This window comes from Moorella sp. E308F (assembly GCF_006538365.1).
In the GTDB taxonomy this organism is placed as follows: domain Bacteria; phylum Bacillota; class DSM-521; order Neomoorellales; family Neomoorellaceae; genus Neomoorella.
Genome location: NZ_BJKN01000002.1, coordinates 1,112,856 through 1,131,148, shown reverse-complemented (window position 1 = coordinate 1,131,148; position 18,293 = coordinate 1,112,856). Strand labels below are relative to the sequence as shown.

At 57.3% G+C, this 18,293-nt stretch carries 17 protein-coding genes; 16 read left to right on the top strand and 1 reads right to left on the bottom strand.

Translation table 11 applies throughout. The features are described 5' to 3' along the window. Positions 1-7: 7 nt before the first annotated feature. The 15 genes from E308F_RS12145 to E308F_RS12075 all read left to right on the top strand — a co-directional run bounded on the left by E308F_RS12145 (position 8) and on the right by E308F_RS12075 (position 17,221). Complete coding sequence (locus tag E308F_RS12145; RefSeq protein ID WP_172613922.1) at positions 8-655, top strand: potassium channel family protein; 648 nt, start codon at positions 8-10, stop codon at positions 653-655. Between the two features lies 1 nt (position 656). After that, positions 657-1,466: a TrmH family RNA methyltransferase gene (locus E308F_RS12140; RefSeq protein WP_141265133.1), complete on the top strand. Its 810-nt coding sequence runs from the start codon at positions 657-659 to the stop codon at positions 1,464-1,466. Positions 1,467-1,505: 39 nt separating this feature from the next. Further along, positions 1,506-1,913 carry a hypothetical protein gene (locus E308F_RS12135; protein ID WP_172613921.1) on the top strand — a complete coding sequence of 136 codons (408 nt, stop codon included), beginning with the start codon at positions 1,506-1,508 and terminating at the stop codon, positions 1,911-1,913. A 125-nt stretch (positions 1,914-2,038) separates the two neighbouring features. Beyond that, on the top strand, positions 2,039-2,215 hold the full coding sequence (locus E308F_RS15925) for a hypothetical protein (protein ID WP_172613563.1): 177 nt from the start codon (positions 2,039-2,041) through the stop codon (positions 2,213-2,215). A 30-nt stretch (positions 2,216-2,245) separates the two neighbouring features. Further along, positions 2,246-4,468: a molybdopterin-dependent oxidoreductase gene (locus tag E308F_RS12130; RefSeq protein WP_141265132.1), complete on the top strand. Its 2,223-nt coding sequence runs from the start codon at positions 2,246-2,248 to the stop codon at positions 4,466-4,468. 5 nt (positions 4,469-4,473) lie between these two features. Continuing rightward, on the top strand, positions 4,474-5,040 hold the full coding sequence (locus tag E308F_RS12125) for a 4Fe-4S dicluster domain-containing protein (protein WP_141265131.1): 567 nt from the start codon (positions 4,474-4,476) through the stop codon (positions 5,038-5,040). Next, positions 5,041-5,862: a dimethyl sulfoxide reductase anchor subunit family protein gene (locus tag E308F_RS12120; protein WP_141265130.1), complete on the top strand. Its 822-nt coding sequence runs from the start codon at positions 5,041-5,043 to the stop codon at positions 5,860-5,862. Between the two features lie 202 nt (positions 5,863-6,064). Beyond that, the gene (locus E308F_RS12115) at positions 6,065-8,113 is read left to right on the top strand and encodes a molybdopterin-containing oxidoreductase family protein (RefSeq protein WP_216364529.1); all 2,049 of its coding nucleotides are present in this window, start codon (positions 6,065-6,067) and stop codon (positions 8,111-8,113) included. Then, positions 8,110-8,802: a 4Fe-4S dicluster domain-containing protein gene (locus E308F_RS12110; protein WP_141265128.1), complete on the top strand. Its 693-nt coding sequence runs from the start codon at positions 8,110-8,112 to the stop codon at positions 8,800-8,802. Before E308F_RS12115 ends, E308F_RS12110 begins: the two co-directional genes overlap by 4 nt. Then, on the top strand, positions 8,790-9,947 hold the full coding sequence (locus E308F_RS12105) for a PucR family transcriptional regulator (RefSeq protein WP_141265127.1): 1,158 nt from the start codon (positions 8,790-8,792) through the stop codon (positions 9,945-9,947). The genes E308F_RS12110 and E308F_RS12105 overlap by 13 nt, the downstream gene beginning before the upstream one ends. Positions 9,948-10,409: 462 nt before the next feature. Next, positions 10,410-11,432 (top strand): phenylalanine--tRNA ligase subunit alpha, encoded by a 1,023-nt coding sequence (pheS, locus tag E308F_RS12095; RefSeq protein WP_141265126.1) that lies wholly within the window; start codon positions 10,410-10,412, stop codon positions 11,430-11,432. 14 nt (positions 11,433-11,446) lie between these two features. Next, positions 11,447-13,855, top strand: a complete 2,409-nt coding sequence (gene pheT / locus E308F_RS12090; RefSeq protein WP_141265125.1) for a phenylalanine--tRNA ligase subunit beta — start codon at positions 11,447-11,449, stop codon at positions 13,853-13,855. A gap of 80 nt (positions 13,856-13,935) precedes the next feature. Then, complete coding sequence (locus E308F_RS12085; protein WP_141265124.1) at positions 13,936-14,211, top strand: cell division protein ZapA; 276 nt, start codon at positions 13,936-13,938, stop codon at positions 14,209-14,211. After that, entirely contained in the window at positions 14,208-16,100 is a 1,893-nt protein-coding gene (locus E308F_RS12080) for a PHP domain-containing protein (RefSeq protein ID WP_141265123.1), read from the top strand. The genes E308F_RS12085 and E308F_RS12080 overlap by 4 nt, the downstream gene beginning before the upstream one ends. Positions 16,101-16,135: 35 nt before the next feature. After that, positions 16,136-17,221: a 6-phosphofructokinase gene (locus E308F_RS12075; protein ID WP_141265122.1), complete on the top strand. Its 1,086-nt coding sequence runs from the start codon at positions 16,136-16,138 to the stop codon at positions 17,219-17,221. 46 nt (positions 17,222-17,267) lie between these two features. On the opposite strand, the gene E308F_RS12070 is transcribed toward E308F_RS12075, so the two are convergent. Beyond that, the gene (locus tag E308F_RS12070) at positions 17,268-17,636 is read right to left on the bottom strand and encodes a hypothetical protein (protein WP_141265121.1); all 369 of its coding nucleotides are present in this window, start codon (positions 17,634-17,636) and stop codon (positions 17,268-17,270) included. 353 nt (positions 17,637-17,989) lie between these two features. Here E308F_RS12070 and E308F_RS12065 point away from each other — a divergent pair, with 353 nt between their 5' ends. Further along, positions 17,990-18,244, top strand: a complete 255-nt coding sequence (locus tag E308F_RS12065; RefSeq protein ID WP_141265285.1) for a TM1266 family iron-only hydrogenase system putative regulator — start codon at positions 17,990-17,992, stop codon at positions 18,242-18,244. The last annotated feature ends 49 nt before the right edge of the window (positions 18,245-18,293 follow it).

Genomic DNA, 18,293 nt, shown 5'->3' with positions numbered 1-18,293 from the left:
CAGGGTTGTGAAACAGTTTGCCGTCATTGGCCTGGGACGTTTCGGGTCCAGCGTAGCCCGCACCCTGGCCCGCATGGGCCACCAGGTAATCGCCATTGATAGCGACGAGGCCAAGGTGGAGGCCCTCATGAATGATGTCACCACGGCCATCCAGGCTGATGCCCGCGATGAGGAAGCCTTGAAGGCGGCTGGCATTCGCAATGTGGACGTAGCCATTGTCGCCATTGGGGAAAATGTCGAGGCCAATATCCTGGTCACTTTAATCGTCAAGGAAATGGGCATTAAGTGCGTCGTAGCCAAGGCCATGAACGACCTGCACGGTAAAGTCTTGGCTAAAATTGGTGCGGATAAAGTCGTTTTCCCGGAGCGGGATATGGGAATCAGGGTCGCCCATACCCTTGCTTCCGGCAACGTCCTGGAGCATATCGACCTTTCGCCGGAGTACAGCATTGTGGAGATTGTGGCCCCGGCCAGGGTGGCGGGTAAGACCCTGGGGCAGCTGAATTTACGCGCCCAGCACGGTGTCAGCGTTATGGCTATCAAACGCAATGATAAAATACTGGCTGCTCCCGGAGCCGACGATGTGGTGGAAGAAGGCGACATCATGGTACTGGTAGGCCGAAACAAGGCCCTGGAAAGGTTGCAGGAAAGCTAAGGTGGAGTTAATCACTTCGGCAGCCAACCGTTATGTGAAGCTGGCCCGTTCTTTAAAGGAGCGTTCCTGGCGGGAGAAAAGGGGTCTTTATCTAATCGAGGGCATCCACCTGCTGGAGGAAGCCCGGCAGGCCGGGATACCCCTGGAAGTAGTTTTGTACAGCCCGCAAATTCTTGCCGCCCCGCGGGGAGAGCAGCTGGTAGCCGGCCTGCAGGAGGCTGGCTACCGCTGCCTGGCGGTGACGGAGGAATTGATGCAGGCCATCAGCACGACCGTGACGCCGCAGGGAGTGGTGGCTATAGCCCCCTTCCAGGCAAGTTCCCTGACAAGACTCCTGAGCCGGCCTTCTCCTTTGCTAATGGTGGCCGCCGGGCTGCAGGATCCGGGGAATCTGGGTACCATCTGGCGCACAGCCCTGGGAGCCGGAGCTACGGGACTGATTTTAACCCGCGGCAGCGTTGACCCCTTTAACCCCAAGGTAGTCCGGGCGGCCATGGGGGCCACCTTTAAGCTGCCGGTGGTTAGCGGCGTGGAGCCAGCTACCCTGATGCGGGAATTGGAAGCTTGCGGGATAAAGCTGGTAGTGGCCGACGTCGGCGCGCCTTTAGTTTTCTGGCAGGCGGACTTAAGGCCCCCCCTGGCCCTGGCCGTGGGCAGCGAGAATCATGGCCCGGGAAGGGAATTGCTGGCCGCAGCTACGGCCCGCGTGGGCATTCCCATGGTCGGGCCGGTGGAGTCCTTGAACGCTGCCGTAGCGGCGGCCCTCCTTTTGTACGAAGCCCTGCGCCAGCGGCAGGATTTTTGCCGTTGATCTAAGGAAAACTTTGGGTTAGAATGGAGGTGAAGGCGGGTGAGCGCCATGCCGGAAGAGAGCTTGCGAGAAATAGCAGCTACAAATGAACCGCCACGCACCCTGGCTTCACCGGAATTTTTCTTTCTTTTACAGCGTTTAGACCGGCTAGATGAAAAATTGACGAAAGAAATCCGGGATGGGGATCAAAAGTCCGAGGAACGCATCAGCGCGGTGGAGCAAAAGCTGAGCCAGCGTATAGACACGGTGGAGCAAAAGCTGAGCCAGCGTATTGACACGGTGGAGCAAAAGCTGAGCCAGCGTATTGAAACGGTGGAGCAAAAGCTAAGCCAGCGTATTGACACATTGGATGACAAGCTTGGTAACCTCAGATTCTGGGCTATTAGCGCCGTAATTACCATTGCTGTAGGTTTTATCGGGACCATAGCAACTTTGCTGTACAAGTGATAGGCTAGCCTTTGGATAAATTGCAAATCCCCCTCTAGAAAGTTTTGATTTCTTCTAAAGGGGGATTTTTTATTTTCCCGAATATGTTCACGTAACAGCAAGAACAAGTGGGGGGGATGTTAAAGGTGAATAAGGGATTACGATATTTACTTATCCTGCTGGCCCTCAGCCTTTTTTTGGTTGGCTGCGGCAGCAGCCAGAAAGCCTTGTCCGTCCAGAGCGGCCCCACGGATCCCAATTACCGGGGAGTTATCTACCAAGATAATTTCAAGGGGCCGGATAGCGGTAAACCCAACATTTAGCAACATCCGGGTAAATGGAGGTGAAGAAGTATGGCTTACCAGCTTACCCGCCGGTCTTTCCTGAAGGGCCTGGCCGCCGGCAGCGCTTTGACTGCCCTTACTGCCTATGGTGGTCTGAAATATGCTGCTCCCGCCGCCGCTGTGGAGGCAGGCTACCCGGAAGCAGGAGCCGGTGCAAAAGTTTTCCGCAATGTTTGCCCCCGCAACTGTTATGATACCTGCAGCATGCTAAGTTACGTCAAGGACGGTGTCTTACGCAAAGTCAGCGGCGATCCGGTCAATACCTTTACCAACGGGCGCCTGTGTGTCAAGGGATATACCTATACCCGCCGGGTCTACAGCCCGGACCGGCTCAAGTACCCCATGAAGCAGGAGCCACGGGGCTCAGGCAAGTGGCAGCGCATTTCCTGGGACGAAGCCCTGGAAATAATCGCCCGGAAAATCCTGGCTATCAAAAAAGAGTACGGCAGTACCCTGCCCATCTGCCTGAATAAGTATTCCGGCAACTTTGATATTCTTCATTACGGCATCGAAGGCATGATGAGCAGTATCGGTTATACTACCAGGGCCCTGGGAACGCCTTGCTGGCCGGCTGGTATCGACGCCCAGACCTACGATTTCGGCACCCTCTGGAACAACGACCCGGAAGACCTGGTCAATTCTCGTTATATTATCCTCTGGGGAGTAAATCCGGCCTGGACTTCTGTCCATTCCATGCGCTTTATTTACGCCGCCCGGGAGAAGGGGGCGAAGATCGTCGCCATCGACCCCATTGTCACCCAGACAGCCGCCAAGGCGGACCTCTATTTGCAGATTAAACCGAGCACCGACGGAGCCCTGGCGCTGGGCATGGCTCGCCACATCCTGGACAACGGCTGGGTGGATGTGGAATACCTCAAGGCCAATGCCGTCGGCTGGGAGGAATTCTTTGAATACCTGCGCCGGGAAGTGACCCTGGAGTGGGCGAGCAAGATCACCGGCATCCCGGCCGGGGTAATCGCCGACCTGGCCCGGGAGTACGCCACCAACAAACCGGCGGCCATCTGGATCGGTTACGGCCTGCAGCGCCACACCAACGGCGGTCAGAACGTCCGGGCCATCGACGCCCTGGCGGCTATTACCGGCAACGTGGGCAAGAGCGGGGGCGGCGCCCTCTACGGCCACCTGGAAACCTGGGGTTTTAATTACGCGGCCATGACAATGCCCAAACCGGCCGGGGCGGTCGGGGTAAAGAAACCCGACGGCACCATGAGCGACCGCTTTATCAACATCAACAATTTTGGCGCCGAACTGCTCAACACTAACGACCCGCCCATCAAGATGCTCTGGATCGCCTGCCGCAATCCTTTATCCCAGGACCCCGAACCCCAGGTGGTCCAGAAAGCCTTTGAAACCATGGACCTGGTGGTGACGGTGGACCACTTCTTAACCCGCACCGCCGCCTGGTCGGACATCGTCCTGCCGGCCACCACCCACTTTGAAGAGTACGGCGTGAACGCCAGCTACTGGCACTACTGGGTGGGGATTAACGAGCAGGCCATTGAACCCTATTTTGAAGCTAAAAACGACGTGCAGATCGCCATGTTGCTTGCGGCCAAACTTAACGCCCTGGAGCCCGGCTCCTGCACTTATCCCACCAGCGGCAACCTGGAAGAATGGGTGGGCAAGGAGTTCAACCCCAAAATGCTTGACCTGCTGGGCATCAGCGACTATCGCGAGCTGAAAAAGGGGCCGCGCAAAGCGAAACTTCCCCCGGCGGCCTGGGCGGACGGCAAATTCCGCACGCCTTCCGGGAAAATCGAAATTAAATCATCCGAGGCCCCCAAATACGGCCTGCCGGCCCTGCCGATATATGTCCCGGAGAAGCAGCCGTCGCCGGAATACCCCTATCGCTTCTTTACGCCTCACTGGCGCTACGGCCTCCATTCCCAGTTCCAGAATATCGACTGGATGATGAATGTCAGCCCTGAACCTTATGTGGAAATTCACCCGGCTACGGCTGCCGCCAAGGGGATCAAGGACGGGGATTGGGTTAAAGTGTATAACGAAATCGGTTACGTCACCCTGAAGGCCAGGATTACCGCCACCACGGCACCGGAGGTCCTGGTGGCCTACGAGGCCTGGTACAAAGATCTCAATTACAATATCAATTACACAGTAAAAGCCGTGCCCAGCGATATGGGCAAAAAGGCCACCGGTAACCGCGGCCTGGCTTTCCATGATAACTTCGTTAATATCGAGAAAGTGAGGTGAGGGCCGTGGCCAAGCAACTGGGTTTTCTGGTGGATACGGAAAAATGCATAGGTTGCTTCAGCTGTGAGATGGCCTGCAAAAACGAATATCAAACGGAGGTCAAGCCCCGCTGGCGGCGGGTCTACCAGCAGCGGGAAGCCAGCCTCCCTTATCCGGAGCGCAACTTTATGTCCCTTGCCTGCAACCACTGCGCCGACCCGGCCTGTCTCAAGGTCTGCCCGGTGGGGGCCTACAGCAAGCGCGAGGACGGCATCGTCCTCCAGGACCACGCCCGCTGCATCGGCTGCCGCCTGTGCACCATGGCCTGCCCCTATGGGGCCCCTCAGTACAACGAAAAGGACCGCCGGGTGGAAAAGTGCCAGCTCTGCTACCAGAAGGTAGACCGCAATGAGGAGCCGGCCTGCGTGGCCGCCTGCCCGGTGGGGGCGCTGCAGCTCATAAAGGATCTCAATTCCTTCCCCGAGCCGGGCACTGTAAAAGAACTGCCGGGATTTCCCGATATAACTATTACCCGGCCATCCGTCCGTTTCGTACCCCCGCGAGCCGGAGTCCAGATCAGGAGGGATGTTTGAATGACAAACTGGGAATGGCCCCTGGTTTTTTTCACCATCTTCGCGCAAATGGCCGTCGGCTACCTGGTCATGGTGGTTCCAGGTGCAGCCGGTAAAGCTAATCCCAGATGGACCTATCTCCTGCCGGCCGGGATTTTAGCGACAGCAATGGTTATCTCCCTGGGCCACCTCGGCCACCCGGAAAACGCCTACCGGGCCTTGACCCACCTGGCTTCCTCCTGGCTGAGCCGGGAAGTCCTGCTTTTCAGCCTGTGTTTTCTCTTGCTCCTGGCAGCTTACCTGGCTGCAAAGGGAGGAAAGCAGCCCCTGGCGCGGCTGGCCGCCGTCCTGGCCCTGGCCAGCGGCCTCCTGGGGGTGCTGGCCAGTGCCCTCATCTATGTCCTGCCGGCTCGCCCGGCCTGGTATAACTTTCATACCGTCCTTACCTTTTTCCTGACAGCCTTACTACTGGGCCCGGCCCTGGGGATGTGCCTCGAGCAGTTGCTCCCCGGCCTCGCCCCATGGCTGGAAGGCGGCCTCGCCAGCCGGGCTCTGGTCTCGCTCTTGCTCCTGAGTATCATCAGCTCGCTGTCATACCTAACCTTCCTGGCCGCAGCGGGGCCGGAAGCCCGGCTGACCTTGACCACTCTTTTGGCCAGCCCATGGTGGTGGCTGCGGGTCCTGGCCGGGTGGCTGGCACCTTTGGCCGTCAGTTATCAGTTACGCCGGCAGGAAAGGGGCTCTCTATCCCTCTCCCTGGTCCTCCTGCTCCTTCTCCTGGCGGGAGAATTGATCGGCCGGGCCCTTTTCTACGGTACAGCAGTACCACTGGCCATCGGTTAGTTCTAAAATTAGCGGAAAGCCCTGTTCCTTACCTGCGGTTGCAACCCCTCCCCTGCGAGGGGTTTTTATTAATCGTGGAGCCGGCATGGTTGCGAAGCTGCCTGATGCCTGCGGCTGCGAGGGGTTTTAGTTAATCAGGAACTGTGGACAGAAGGAATCAAAATAAAGTAAAATAGTATTGAAGAGAGGGATGGGAGAAGGGGTGGTGGGTGTGCCTGTTTACCGTTCTGCCTGTCCCTGTAACTGTTACGACGCCTGCGCCATGCTGACTTATGTGGAAGACGGCCGGGTAGTCAAACTGGAAGGAGACCCACAGCACGGCTATACCCTGGGTCGTCTCTGTGCCAAGGGTTACGCCTACAGCCGCCGGGTGCATAGCCCGGAGCGGCTGCGCTACCCATTGCGCCAGTATCCCCGGGGTTCCGGCAACTGGCAACGCCTTTCCTGGGAGGAAGCGCTGGAACTTATTGCCACCAGCATCCTGGACCTTAAAGCCAGGTATGGCAGCACCCTCCCAGTTGCTTTAAATAAATACTCGGGGAATTTCGGCTGGCTGCAAAATATAATAGACGTCTTTTTTGATAGCCTGGGCCCCACCACCCGGGCCGGGGGCTCACCCTGCTGGTCGGCAGGCCTTGACGCTTTTTACCTTGACTTCGGCAGGGTGACCAGCCCCGACCCCGAGGACCTGGCCAGGAATAAATGTATTATCCTCTGGGGGACCAATCCTGCCTGGACGGCGGTTCATTCCCTGCCGTTCCTGCAACAGGCCCGGGACCAGGGGGGCAGGGTGGTGGTCATCGACCCCGTCTTTACAGCGACGGCAAAGTGGGCCGATTACTATTTGCAGATTAAACCCGGTACTGACGGAGCTCTGGCCCTGGGTGTCCTGGCCTACCTCTGGCAGCGAGGGCGTCTTGATGAAGAGGGCTTAAGCCGCTATGCGGCAGGATGGCCGGCCTTACGTAGCTACCTGGCCGGGCTGTCCCAGGCCTGGGCCGCCAGGGAAACCGGCCTGGAGGTTGCCGCCATTACCGAACTGGCGGAGATGTATGCTACCAGCCGGCCGGCAGCCATCTGGATCGGCTTCGGCCTGCAGCGTCACACCAACGGCGGCCAGAACGTCCGGGCCATCAATGCCCTGGCAGCCCTGACCGGTCACCTGGGAACCGGGGGTGGGGGAGTGTATTACGCTCACCTGGATACGTGGCCCAGGGTTGGAAGCGGGCCGGGGGCGCCAGGACAGGCTGGCAACCGTTACCTGAATATGAACAATTTTGCCGCCGAACTCCTGCACTGCCAGGATCCACCGGTTAAATTTTTATGGGTGGCCGGCCGCAATCCCCTCACCCAGGAGGCTGGTGCCCGGCTGCTCTCTCAGGCCTTAAATACTTTAGAAATGATCGTGGTCGTCGATCACTTTCTGACCCCCACGGCCAGGCTGGCCGATATCGTCTTGCCCGCGGCTTCCTTGTTTGAAACCTGGGATATTGTTTCCAGCTACTGGCACCGCTGGGTGGCCGTTAACGAGCCCGCCCTGGCACCCTGGTATGAAAGCTGGAGCGACCTGGAGATAGTTGCCGCCCTGGCGGATAAACTAAACGAGTTATCCCCCGGCAGCAGTACCTTTCCTAGCCATAAAAAAGCAAGGGACTGGCTGGATGAACTCTTTGACAGGCGCATGCAGGAACTCTTTGGCATTAGTTGCTGGCAGGAACTTTTGAGTGGGCCGCGTAAGGCCCGGCCGCCTGAACTGCCGGAGAGGATAGAACTGGATTCAGCCAGAGCGGGTGAACTGGGCCTACCCAACCTGCCCATTTATATACGGCCAGCCTCGCCGCCGCCGGAATACCCCCTGCAGCTCCTGACCACCCACCAGCAGTACGGGCTCCACTCCCAGTTTCAAAACCTGGATTGGTTGCAGGCGCTTAATCCTGAACCAGTGGTGCTGATCAACCCCGCCGCGGCCCGGAAACGAGACCTGGCGGAAGGAGATGTGGTGCGGGTTTTTAACGGCCAGGGAGAAATAATTGCCAGGGCGAAGATAGAACCGGGTGTGCCGGAGGCGGTAGTGGTGGCCTATGAAGGTTGGTACGGAAGAGATAAATACCAGGGGACAAGGTTATTTTCGCCGGGGGACTATAATGTCAATTTTTTAACGTCTCCCCTGGCAACCGATATGGGCATTCTTACCACCGGCTTTCCCGGTTGTGCCTTTTACGACTGCTTTGTGGAGGTCTGCCGTTTGTGAAGCAAAGAGCCTTTGCCCTGCGCCTGGAGCGCTGTGTTGGCTGCCGCAATTGCCAGCTGGCCTGCAAGAACGAGCACAGGACAGCCAGCCGTATCAACTGGCGCCAGGTAAGGGAAGGAGAAGAAGACGGCCGCCGTTACTATGTATCCCTTGCCTGCAACCATTGCCGCAACCCGGAGTGTTTCCGGGTTTGCCCGGAAAAGGCCTACTGGAAGCGGCGCGACGGCTTGGTCCTGCACCTGCCCCGCCGCTGCCAGGGTTGCCAGGCCTGCGTCCAGGCCTGTCCCTACCAGGCCCCCCGCTATAATCCGGAAACGCGCCAGGCAGAAAAATGTAATTTCTGCCTGGCCCGCCTGGACGAGGGGTTGCAGCCGGCCTGTGTGGCCGCCTGCCCCACCGGGGCCCTGAATATGATGACCTGGGAAAGTGATCCCGGCGAGGCCCCCTATTCCCAGTGGGTAGCTTTTTTGCCTGATCCAGCCTTAACCCTGCCTTCCCTGCAAATAAACCGCTCTGGAGAAAGCCGGCATTACTGGCAGCAAGTCCAGCAGGAGGAAGTTTGTAATTTTTACAAAATAACAGCCGATAGTTTGGAAATAATACAAAAAAGGTTAAAGAAGAAAGACAGACAGGGAGAGGCAGGCAGGAAAAGGGGCGCAAAGGACGGAGAGTGCAAATGGATATTTTGACTGGTTTGATAGATCTTATTATTAAAGGCAGTACCCTGGAAAGCCTCGTTCATTACCTGGGGCGGCAGTTCAGGGCCGTCTTTGTCATTAGCAATCCCTGGGGAAAGGTTATAGCAACCAGCGATGCGGTTCAGTTCTCTGTCGGCAGTTACCTGCCCTTCAGTTTATCTCCTGGCCGGGAAGAAGCCGCCTTTGGCCGGTGGACTTATCTGGCGGTGGCTTTAAAAAGCGGTGCTACTAATTACGGTTACCTTCTGGCCCTGGGGGAAAAGGGTCTTCCCCAACCGGTAGCCACCAATATCGACCAGGTCAGCAGGTTGCTCCTGCTGGCTCTGGCCAGGGATCAGGCAGTCATTGCTGCCGAAAAGCGCCACCGCGCCGATTTCGTTTATGATCTCCTCTACAACAACTTTGAATCCAAAGAAGTCCTGGTAGCCAGGGGGCAGTTGTGGGGCTGGGATTTAAACCGGCCCCATGCCTTAATGGTCGTGGAACTCCTGACCGGTCCGGAGGACCAGTTTCAAGAACTGGCAAGCACCATAGCCCGGGAGGATTACCCGGAAGCCATCCTGCTGCCCCGGGAGCGGCAATTGGTAATTATCATCCCCGCCCTCGAGGATAAGGGAGCCACCGGCCAGAAGTTAAAGGGAATTTTCAGCACCCTGCAGGAAAAACTGGCCCGTTGCGTCCCCGGAATGCTCGTTGGCGGCGGAGTAGGCCTTTTTTACCCTTCCACTACCGAACTGTATTTAAGTTTCCAGGAGGCTAAAATAGCCCTGGAAATAGGCAAACTGCGCCGGGAGCCGGGACTTGTCTTTTTTGCCGAACTTGGAGTGGAAAAGCTCCTTTACCATTTAACGCCCCACCAGCTGGAAGACTACTACCAGCAAACCCTGGGCCGTCTGGAGGCCTTTGACCGGGAGAACGGGACGAACTACCTGGAAGTTCTGGAAAAGTACTTCCAGTTTAACGGTGACTTTCAGGCTATTGCCCGCCACTTTTACCTCCACCCCAACACTCTACGTTACCGCCTACAAAAAATCGGAGAAATCCTCGCTGTGAATATTCACTCTCTGGAGACCCAGCTGGACCTCCTGGCCGCCCTCAAAGCCAGGCTCCTGTTTAAACGTCGGGCGCGGGGGTAAACTCCGCCTTGTCACGGCCAGTGGGGCTATGCTATAATTAACCCAGAAGTTACCCCCAAAAGCTCCAGGAAAGGTCGTGATAGGTTGTTCCTGTCGGCGGAGTTCTTTTGGAGGCTGTTCGAAAAAACCGGTTCTATAGCTGCTTACATTATTTATCGTAGATTGGTTACCCAGTAGGCAAAAATGTTATTAGCGTCCAAATGCTATGAATGGGCAAAGTAGCCGGTACGGAACCCACAGGGAGGCGGCGTCGTTGACTGGAAGCGCTGCTGGGGAAAGGCCGCGTGAAGTTCGCCCGGGAGCAGCAGGCTGAAAAGAAAGAGTAGGCCGAGCCGGTGTTCCCACCGTTAGAGGGGAGCGGCATGATGGTGCCGGGAGACTTGGGGTGGTAAAAGATATCTTTTAAGCTTTCGTCCCGAAGGGGCGAAGGCTTTTTATTTTGTCATACCCGAGGTGATGCAGATGTTAGCAACTATTGAAGCCATCAGGAAGGCAGCCCTGGCCCGGGTGGCTGCCGCCAACAGCAGTGAAGAGTTGGAGATTTTAAGGGTTCAGTACCTGGGCAAGAAAGGGGAGCTGACCGGGGTTTTAAGGGGAATGGGAAAACTTCCGCCTGAAGAGCGCCCCCGGGTAGGGCAGCTGGCCAACCAGGTACGGGAAGAACTGGAAAAAGCCCTTCAGGAGGCTAAGGAAGTCCTTTCGCGCCGGGAACAGGCCGAGCGTCTTCGGGCAGAGGCCATCGACGTAACCCTGCCGGGACGGCCTGTTCCCCGTGGTTACCGCCATCCCCTGTATCAGACTTTAAATGAAATCAAAACCATTTTTATAGGCCTGGGCTTTGATGTGGCCGAAGGCCCTGAGGTAGAGAGCGACTATTACAACTTTGAGGCTCTGAATCTTCCTAAAGAACACCCGGCCCGGGATATGCAGGATTCTTTTTATATAACTGAGGACGTCCTGCTCCGTACCCACACCTCCCCCGTTCAGGTGCGGGTAATGGAGGCCCGGCGTCCCCAGTTACCCATCCGTATTATCGCCCCGGGCAAGGTTTACCGGCGCGACGATGACGCCACCCACTCGCCCATGTTTTTCCAGGTAGAAGGCCTGCTGGTGGATAAGAGGGTAACTTTTGGCGAACTGAAAGGTACTTTGATGGCCTTTGTCAGGCAGATGTTTGGTGACCAGGTTCAGGTGCGGTTCCGGCCCAGTTACTTTCCCTTTACCGAGCCCAGCGCCGAAGTTGATATATCCTGCGTTATGTGTGGCGGCGGGGGCTGCCGGACATGCGGCCACACCGGCTGGCTGGAAATCCTGGGTTGCGGTATGGTTCACCCCCGGGTTTTAAGCATGTCCGGCTATGACCCGGAAGAGGTGAGCGGCTTTGCCTTTGGCCTGGGGGTAGACCGGGTGGCCATGCTGAAGTACGGCGTTGATGACCTGCGCCTCTTCTATGAAAACGACCTGCGCTTTTTAAGGCAGTTTTAAAGGAGTGATCGTACTTGCGTGTTCCATATAAATGGCTTAAGCAATACGTAGATATCGACCTGCCGCCGGAAAAGCTGGCGGAGAAACTTACCATGGCCGGCCTGCCGGTGGAAAACATAGAAAGCCTGGCCCCGGATTTTCGAGGCGTGGTGGTTGGGAAGATTAGGTCTATTACCCCCCACCCCAATGCTGAACATCTGGTAATTTGCCGGGTCGATACCGGTAGGGAACTGCAGCTGGTAACAGGAGCCCCCAACGTTTATATAGACCAGAAGGTGGCGGTAGCCCTGGAGGGAGCAAAGTTACCTGGAGGCAGGGAGATTCGCCGGGCCACCTTCCGCGGTGTAACTTCTGAAGGTATGCTCTGCTCGGCCCAGGAACTGGGGCTGGATGCCAACCTCGTCTCCCCGGCCGACCGGGAAGGGGTCCTTACCCTGCCGCCCGATACTCTCCCGGGCGCTGATGCAGCTGAGGTCCTGGGGCTCAATGATGTCGTCCTGGTGCTGGAACTCACTCCTAACAGGGCCGACTGCCTGAGCATTTTGGGCGTTGCGCGGGAAGTGGCGGCCCTTACCGGCGCCCCTTTACGCCTGCCGGAAATTGCTGTCCGGGAAGACGGGCGGCGCATCGAGGATCTCGCGGCAGTTGAAATCGAAGCTCCCGACCTGTGCGCTCGTTACGTAGCCCGCCTGGTGAGCAATGTGCGCATCGGCCCCTCACCTGCCTGGCTCCAGGCCTGTTTGCGGGCCGCCGGCATGCGACCGATTAATAACGTGGTGGATATAACCAACTTTGTCATGCTGGAGATGGGACAGCCTTTACATGCCTTTGATTACGACCTCCTGCAGCAGCACCGCATTATCGTCCGCCGGGCCGAAGCAGGGGAAAAAATAAAAACTCTGGACGATGTGGAGCGGGAACTGGATCCGGAAATGCTGGTCATTGCCGATGCTGCCCGGCCTGTGGCCGTAGCCGGCGTCATGGGCGGTCTGGAGACAGAGGTTACCCTGGAGACGGCCAACATTCTGATCGAATCTGCCCACTTCGACGGCGCTTCCATTCGCCGCACTTCCCGCAAGCTGGGCCTGCGCTCGGAAGCCTCGACCCGTTTTGAACGGGGTGTGAACCTGGAAGGGGCAGCCGCAGCTGCCGACCGGGCGGCCCAGCTGATGGCTGAACTGGCTGGCGGCAGCGTGGCCCGGGGCCGGCTGGATTGCTATGTAAGGAAGCGCCAGCCGGTGACCATACTTTTAAGACCGCAACGGGTAAACTATCTCCTGGGGACTACCCTTACGCCAGCGGCCATGAAGGAACTCCTGGAGCGCCTCCACCTGGAAGTCAGCGGGGAAGGGCCTTTCCAGGTAACAGTTCCGGCCTACCGGGGCGACCTGACCCGGGAAATCGACCTGGTGGAAGAGATTGCCCGGCTGTACGGCTATGATAACATCCCGGTGACCCTGCCGGGGAATATCACTGCGCTGGAAAAGCAGACTCCGGCCCAGCGCTGGGAGGAAGCCGGCCGGGAGGCGGCGGCAACGGCCGGCCTCGTGGAAGTCGTTACCTACAGCTTTATCGGTCCCCGCGCCCTGGATCAGTTGCAGCTCCCACCCGATCATCCCTGGCGGCGGGTAGTAAAAATCCATAACCCCTTACGGGATGAGCAAAGTATTATGCGGCCTTCCCTCTTACCCGGTTTGCTGGAGGTGGCCGGGCGCAATGCCAGCCGCCGGGTGCTGCCGGTGGCCATTTACGAACTGGGCCGGGTATTTATTCCTGCGGGCCGGCAGTTACCGGTAGAACCCTTACGCCTGGGCGGGCTGGTCATGGGGACTACCGGCCGCGGCTGGAACTGGCCGGCAGGCGAGATGGATTTCTTCTATCTAAAAGGTATAGTAGAAAATATCCTGGCCAGGGTCAAAATCAAAGGCATCACCTGGGAAGCTACGGCTACTATTCCCTTCCTCCATCCCGGCCGGGCGGCAAATATCAAGGCCGGGGAGGCAATCCTGGGATTCATAGGCGAGCTGCACCCGGACGTCCTGGCGGCTTTTGATTTACCGGCCAGGGCCTGTGTCTTAGAGCTGGACTGGGATTATGCAGGCAGTTTAAACCAGAGGCAGGTGGGTTACGAACCGTTACCCCGTTTCCCGGCCGTGGAAAGGGACCTGGCGGTGGTGGTAGAGGAAAATCTCCCCGCGGCAGCAGTAGAAGAAGTCATCAGGGAAGCGGGGGGTGACCAGCTTAAAGGCTGCACTCTCTTTGATGTCTACCGGGGAGCTCCTGTCCCGGCCGGATATAAAAGCCTGGCTTATTCCTTGGTGTACCAGCTGCCGGACCGGACCCTTACGGATGCCGAGGTGAATGCCGCCCAGGAAAGGATTCAAAGGGCCCTGGAGGAACGCCTGGGCGCCAGGCTGCGTTAGTGAATTTTAACCTCTGGCAGGATTTTCTACGGGTAAAGGCGAACAAACAAAGATATATCCAGGCAAAGGGAGGGGTAAACTTGCTTCAGGCGGAAAAGCCGCTGGCTGCACCAGACCGAACCACGGTCAACATCAACGGGCAGGAATACGTGGTTAAGGGGGAAGCGCCGGAATACATCCAGATGCTGGCTTCGTACGTAGACAAAAAGATGCGCCAGGTTAACCAGAAGTTCCCCCATTATCCTCCAGTAAAGGTTGCCGTGCTTGCCGCCCTGAATATTGCCGATGAACTTTATAAAGTCCAGCAGGATTATGAAACCCTGGTAAAATTGATACAGGAGGAAAAACGGGGTTGACCAACCTGGAGCTTGCCTGGGCATTAACAGAAATGGGTGATTTACTTGAATTAAAGGGGGAAGACCCCTTTAAAGTCCGCGCCTATCACCGCGCCGCCCGGGCCCTGGAAAACCTGGAAGAAGAGGCCGCCTCCCTTTATGCCCGGGATGCCCTGGAGGAGATCCCGGGAGTGGGGAAAAACCTGGCCAAAAAAATCGCCGAATTGTTAACCACGGGCCGGTCCACTTTCCTGGAAAATTTACGCCGGGAAGTACCGCCGGGCTTGAGGGAAATGCTGGCTATACCCGGTCTGGGCAGCCGCTCTGTACGCCAGATCTACCAGGGCCTGGGCATTACCACCCTGGAAGAGCTGGAAACAGCGGCCCGGGAGAGGCGTATCAGGACCCTGCCCGGCATGGGTAGCAAGACCGAGCTGGCCATCCTGCGGGGCGTGGAAATGTTAAAAGAAGTAAAGGAGCAGGTGCCGTTGGGAATAGCCAGGCCCCTGGCCCTGCTCCTGCAAGACCAGATCCTGGCCATACCAGGGGTTGAGAGGGTGGCCATAGCCGGCAGCGTTCGCCGCGGCCGGGAAATGGTGGGCGATGTCGACCTGGTGGTAGCCGTGCAGCCCGGCCACCAGGTGGCGGACGTCATGACCCGGCACCCCAGGGTGAAGGAAGTCCTGGCATGGGAGCCGGATCGCCTTTCCTTAAGGACGACCCTGGGGCTGAAAGTGGAAATCATATTGGTTCCGCCGAAAGAATTTGCGGCCACTGTATTTTATGCTACCGGCTCTAAAGCCCACCGGAAGGGGCTGCTGCGTCTGGCAGCTGGGCGTGGGTTGAAGGTTGCCGATATTGGTCTGACTACCTCCCGCTGGCTGGCCGAAGAGGAAGCAGTACTCGCCGGAGAATATGGAGATACGGCTATAGCTTCCCGGCCGTCATTTAGCCCGGAGGACCGGGCCTCAATCCCTTCTAAAGCTGGAGCTACTCCTGCTGGGGTTGAGTGCCTGGAGGACAGAGGGATTGAAGCAACTCCATCTGGGAGCGAGGCAGAGGAGGCTGCTTTTTACCATCGCCTGGGTTTACCTTATATAGTGCCGGAATTACGGGAGGATCGAGGCGAAATAGAAGCCGCCGTGAAAGGTGAACTGCCCCGCTTAATTACCCTGGCCGACATCCGCGGAGACCTCCACATGCATAGCCGCTACAGCGATGGCGTGGAAACCATTGCCGCCATGACAACAGCAGCCCGCAGGCGGGGTTACCAGTATATTGCCATTACCGATCACTCCCGCTCTTTGGTGGTGGCCCGGGGCTTGAGCGTCGAACAGTTAAAGGCCCAGCGGGAGGAAATAGCCCGGCTGAACGAAGAGTTGAAAGATATTACCATCCTTGCCGGGATTGAAGTCGATATCCTGGCCGACGGCAGCCTGGATTATGAGGATGAAATCTTAAAGGAGTTTGATCTGGTGATCGCTTCCGTCCATTCCGGCTTCCGCCAGGAAGAGGAGCGGATGATGGCCCGGCTGGAGGCGGCCCTGCGCCATCCTTACGTAGATATTCTAGGTCATCCTACCGGCCGCATGCTGGGACGGCGCCGGCCCTACGCCGTAGATGTAACCAGGATTATTGAGCTGGCAGCGGAGACGGGTACCATCCTGGAGATCAATGCCAGCCCCGACCGGCTGGATTTAAATGATACGGCCGTACGCCTGGCCAAAGAATACGATGTACCTATAGCTATCAATACGGATGCCCATGATTCCATCCGTCTGGCAGACATGGAATATGGCGTCCTTACCGCCCGGCGCGGCTGGCTGGAACCGGAGAATGTAGTCAACACCTGGAAACTGGAACGGTTGCTGGCCAGGCTGAAGCGCAACCGGGGAAGAGACAGGAAATAACGATGCTGGGATTGGTATCATAAGGAGGTTATCTCATGCCCAAACGTCTAGGCATTCTCACCGGCGGGGGAGACTGTCCCGGCCTCAATGCCGTCATCCGGGCGGCGACCAAAACTGCCTATAGCCATGGTTACGAAATGTTCGGTTTCCTGGACGGCTATACCGGGGTAGTAGAAGGACGTTATATCAAACTGGACCCGCCGGCCATCTCCGGCCTTCTCCACCGGGGCGGTACCATCCTGGGGACGAACAACCGCAGCAATCCCTTTTACTTTCCCGTTAAAGAAAACGGTGAGGTTACTTACCGTGATATGTCAGATAAGGCCATAACCCGCCTGGAGCAAATGGGCATCGAAGTGCTGCTGGTAGTGGGTGGTGACGGTACCCTGGCCGGGGCCAGGGATTTTAAAGCCAGGGGGGCACGGGTGATCGGTATTCCTAAAACTATCGACAACGATCTGGCGGCCACCGACCAGACCTTCGGCTTCGACACGGCGGTGAGGACGGCAACCGAGGCCCTGGATAAGCTGCATACCACGGCCGAATCCCATCACCGGGTCATGGTCCTGGAACTCATGGGCCGCTATGCCGGCTGGATCGCCCTCTACAGCGGCCTGGCCGGCGGGGCCGATGTCATCCTGATACCGGAAATCCCCTGGCATATTGAAAGCGTGTTGAAAAAAATAGAAGCCCGCCGGGCCGAGGGTAAACCTTTCAGCATCGTCGTTGTCGCCGAGGGGGTCAAGTCGCCGGAGGGAGAACTGGTTGTCCAACGGACGGTGGAGGGCAGTGTAGAGCGGGTGCGCCTGGGAGGCATCGGCCAGCTGGTAGGGAAGCTAATCGAAGAAAAGAGCGGCATCGAAACCCGGGTGACCGTCCTGGGCCATATCCAGCGGGGCGGCTCGCCGTCGTCCTACGACCGGGTACTGGCCACCCGCTTCGGCGTGGCGGCAGCGGAGCTCGCCGTTAAAGGCATTCACGGGGTGATGGTCTGCCTGCGGGGTAACGATATTTCTCATGTCCCCCTGGAAGCAGCCGTCGGGAAACCCCGGACCATACCTCTAGATCACCAGCTCCTGGCCACGGCGCGGGCTATAGGGATCAGCTTTGGAGATGATTAGCGGCATTTATGTCGACAGCCTCGTTTTTCTGTTCCGGCGATTTCCTTTACTTAGCCCGTCTTAATTCCAGGATAGCTGTTTCCTGGCGGGCGGTTTTGCCCAGCAGGTAATTAACATCCAGGGCGATTATATCAAGCCTGTCATCCAGGTGTTTTTGGAGTTTGGCAATCTCATCCCCCCGCAGCTCAAAAGCGTCAAACAGGACGTTGATTTTCGGCAGCAGTTCGTTATCCAGGCGGTTTTCGATTTTAATCATTCTTTGTTCCAGATAGTCTAACTGTTTGCTGTGCTGCTGCAGAGTTTCGGTATGCTGCTGTAGAATTTCAGTATGCTGCTGCAGAATTTCGGTATGCTGTTGTAATGTCTTTTTGATTTCTTCCTGTCCCTGAAGGAGCTGTTTTAAGATTTCTTCCATATAATTCACTTTCCTTTCTCAGGTTATCTTTTAAAGGATATAATTTCTCCGCCGGGTAAAAAATTCCTTCCAGGTCCGGGCTGAAAAATTAACTTGCATTTTTGTTCATAATCGTACAAAATAGATCTAGAACAAACCTGACCGTACGGGTTTAAGGACCGGTGCGGGAGGGCGGCAAAAATTATCCTGCGGTGAGGGATTACCTGAACCTTAGGGAAGGAGGAATTGTATGGGAAGTAATTTTTCACGCTTGCCGGCTTAGTATTCAAGCTGGCAGGCGTTTTTTGGTTTAGCTGCAACGATAATAATCCGGTGCAGCCTTGTTCGTGGAAGGAGTATGAAGGAGTATGACGATGGAAAACCGCCTGGGAGTAGTGGGGATAGTAATTGAGGATCGCGAACATACTGCCGCCCGGGTTAATGCCATCCTAAGCGATTACGGCAACTGCATCGTCGGCCGCATGGGTATTCCCTACCGGGAACGGGGCGTGGCCGTTATAGCTTTGATTGTAGACGGGACCACCGATACCATCGGCGCCCTGACGGGAAAGCTGGGCAGCCTCCCCGGGGTAAAAGTGCGGGCGGCCCTGACAGGAAAGGGAAAGTGAGCTGCCTGTCCCGGCGGCGGGGAGGCCGAAAATTAGGTTATACTGGTTG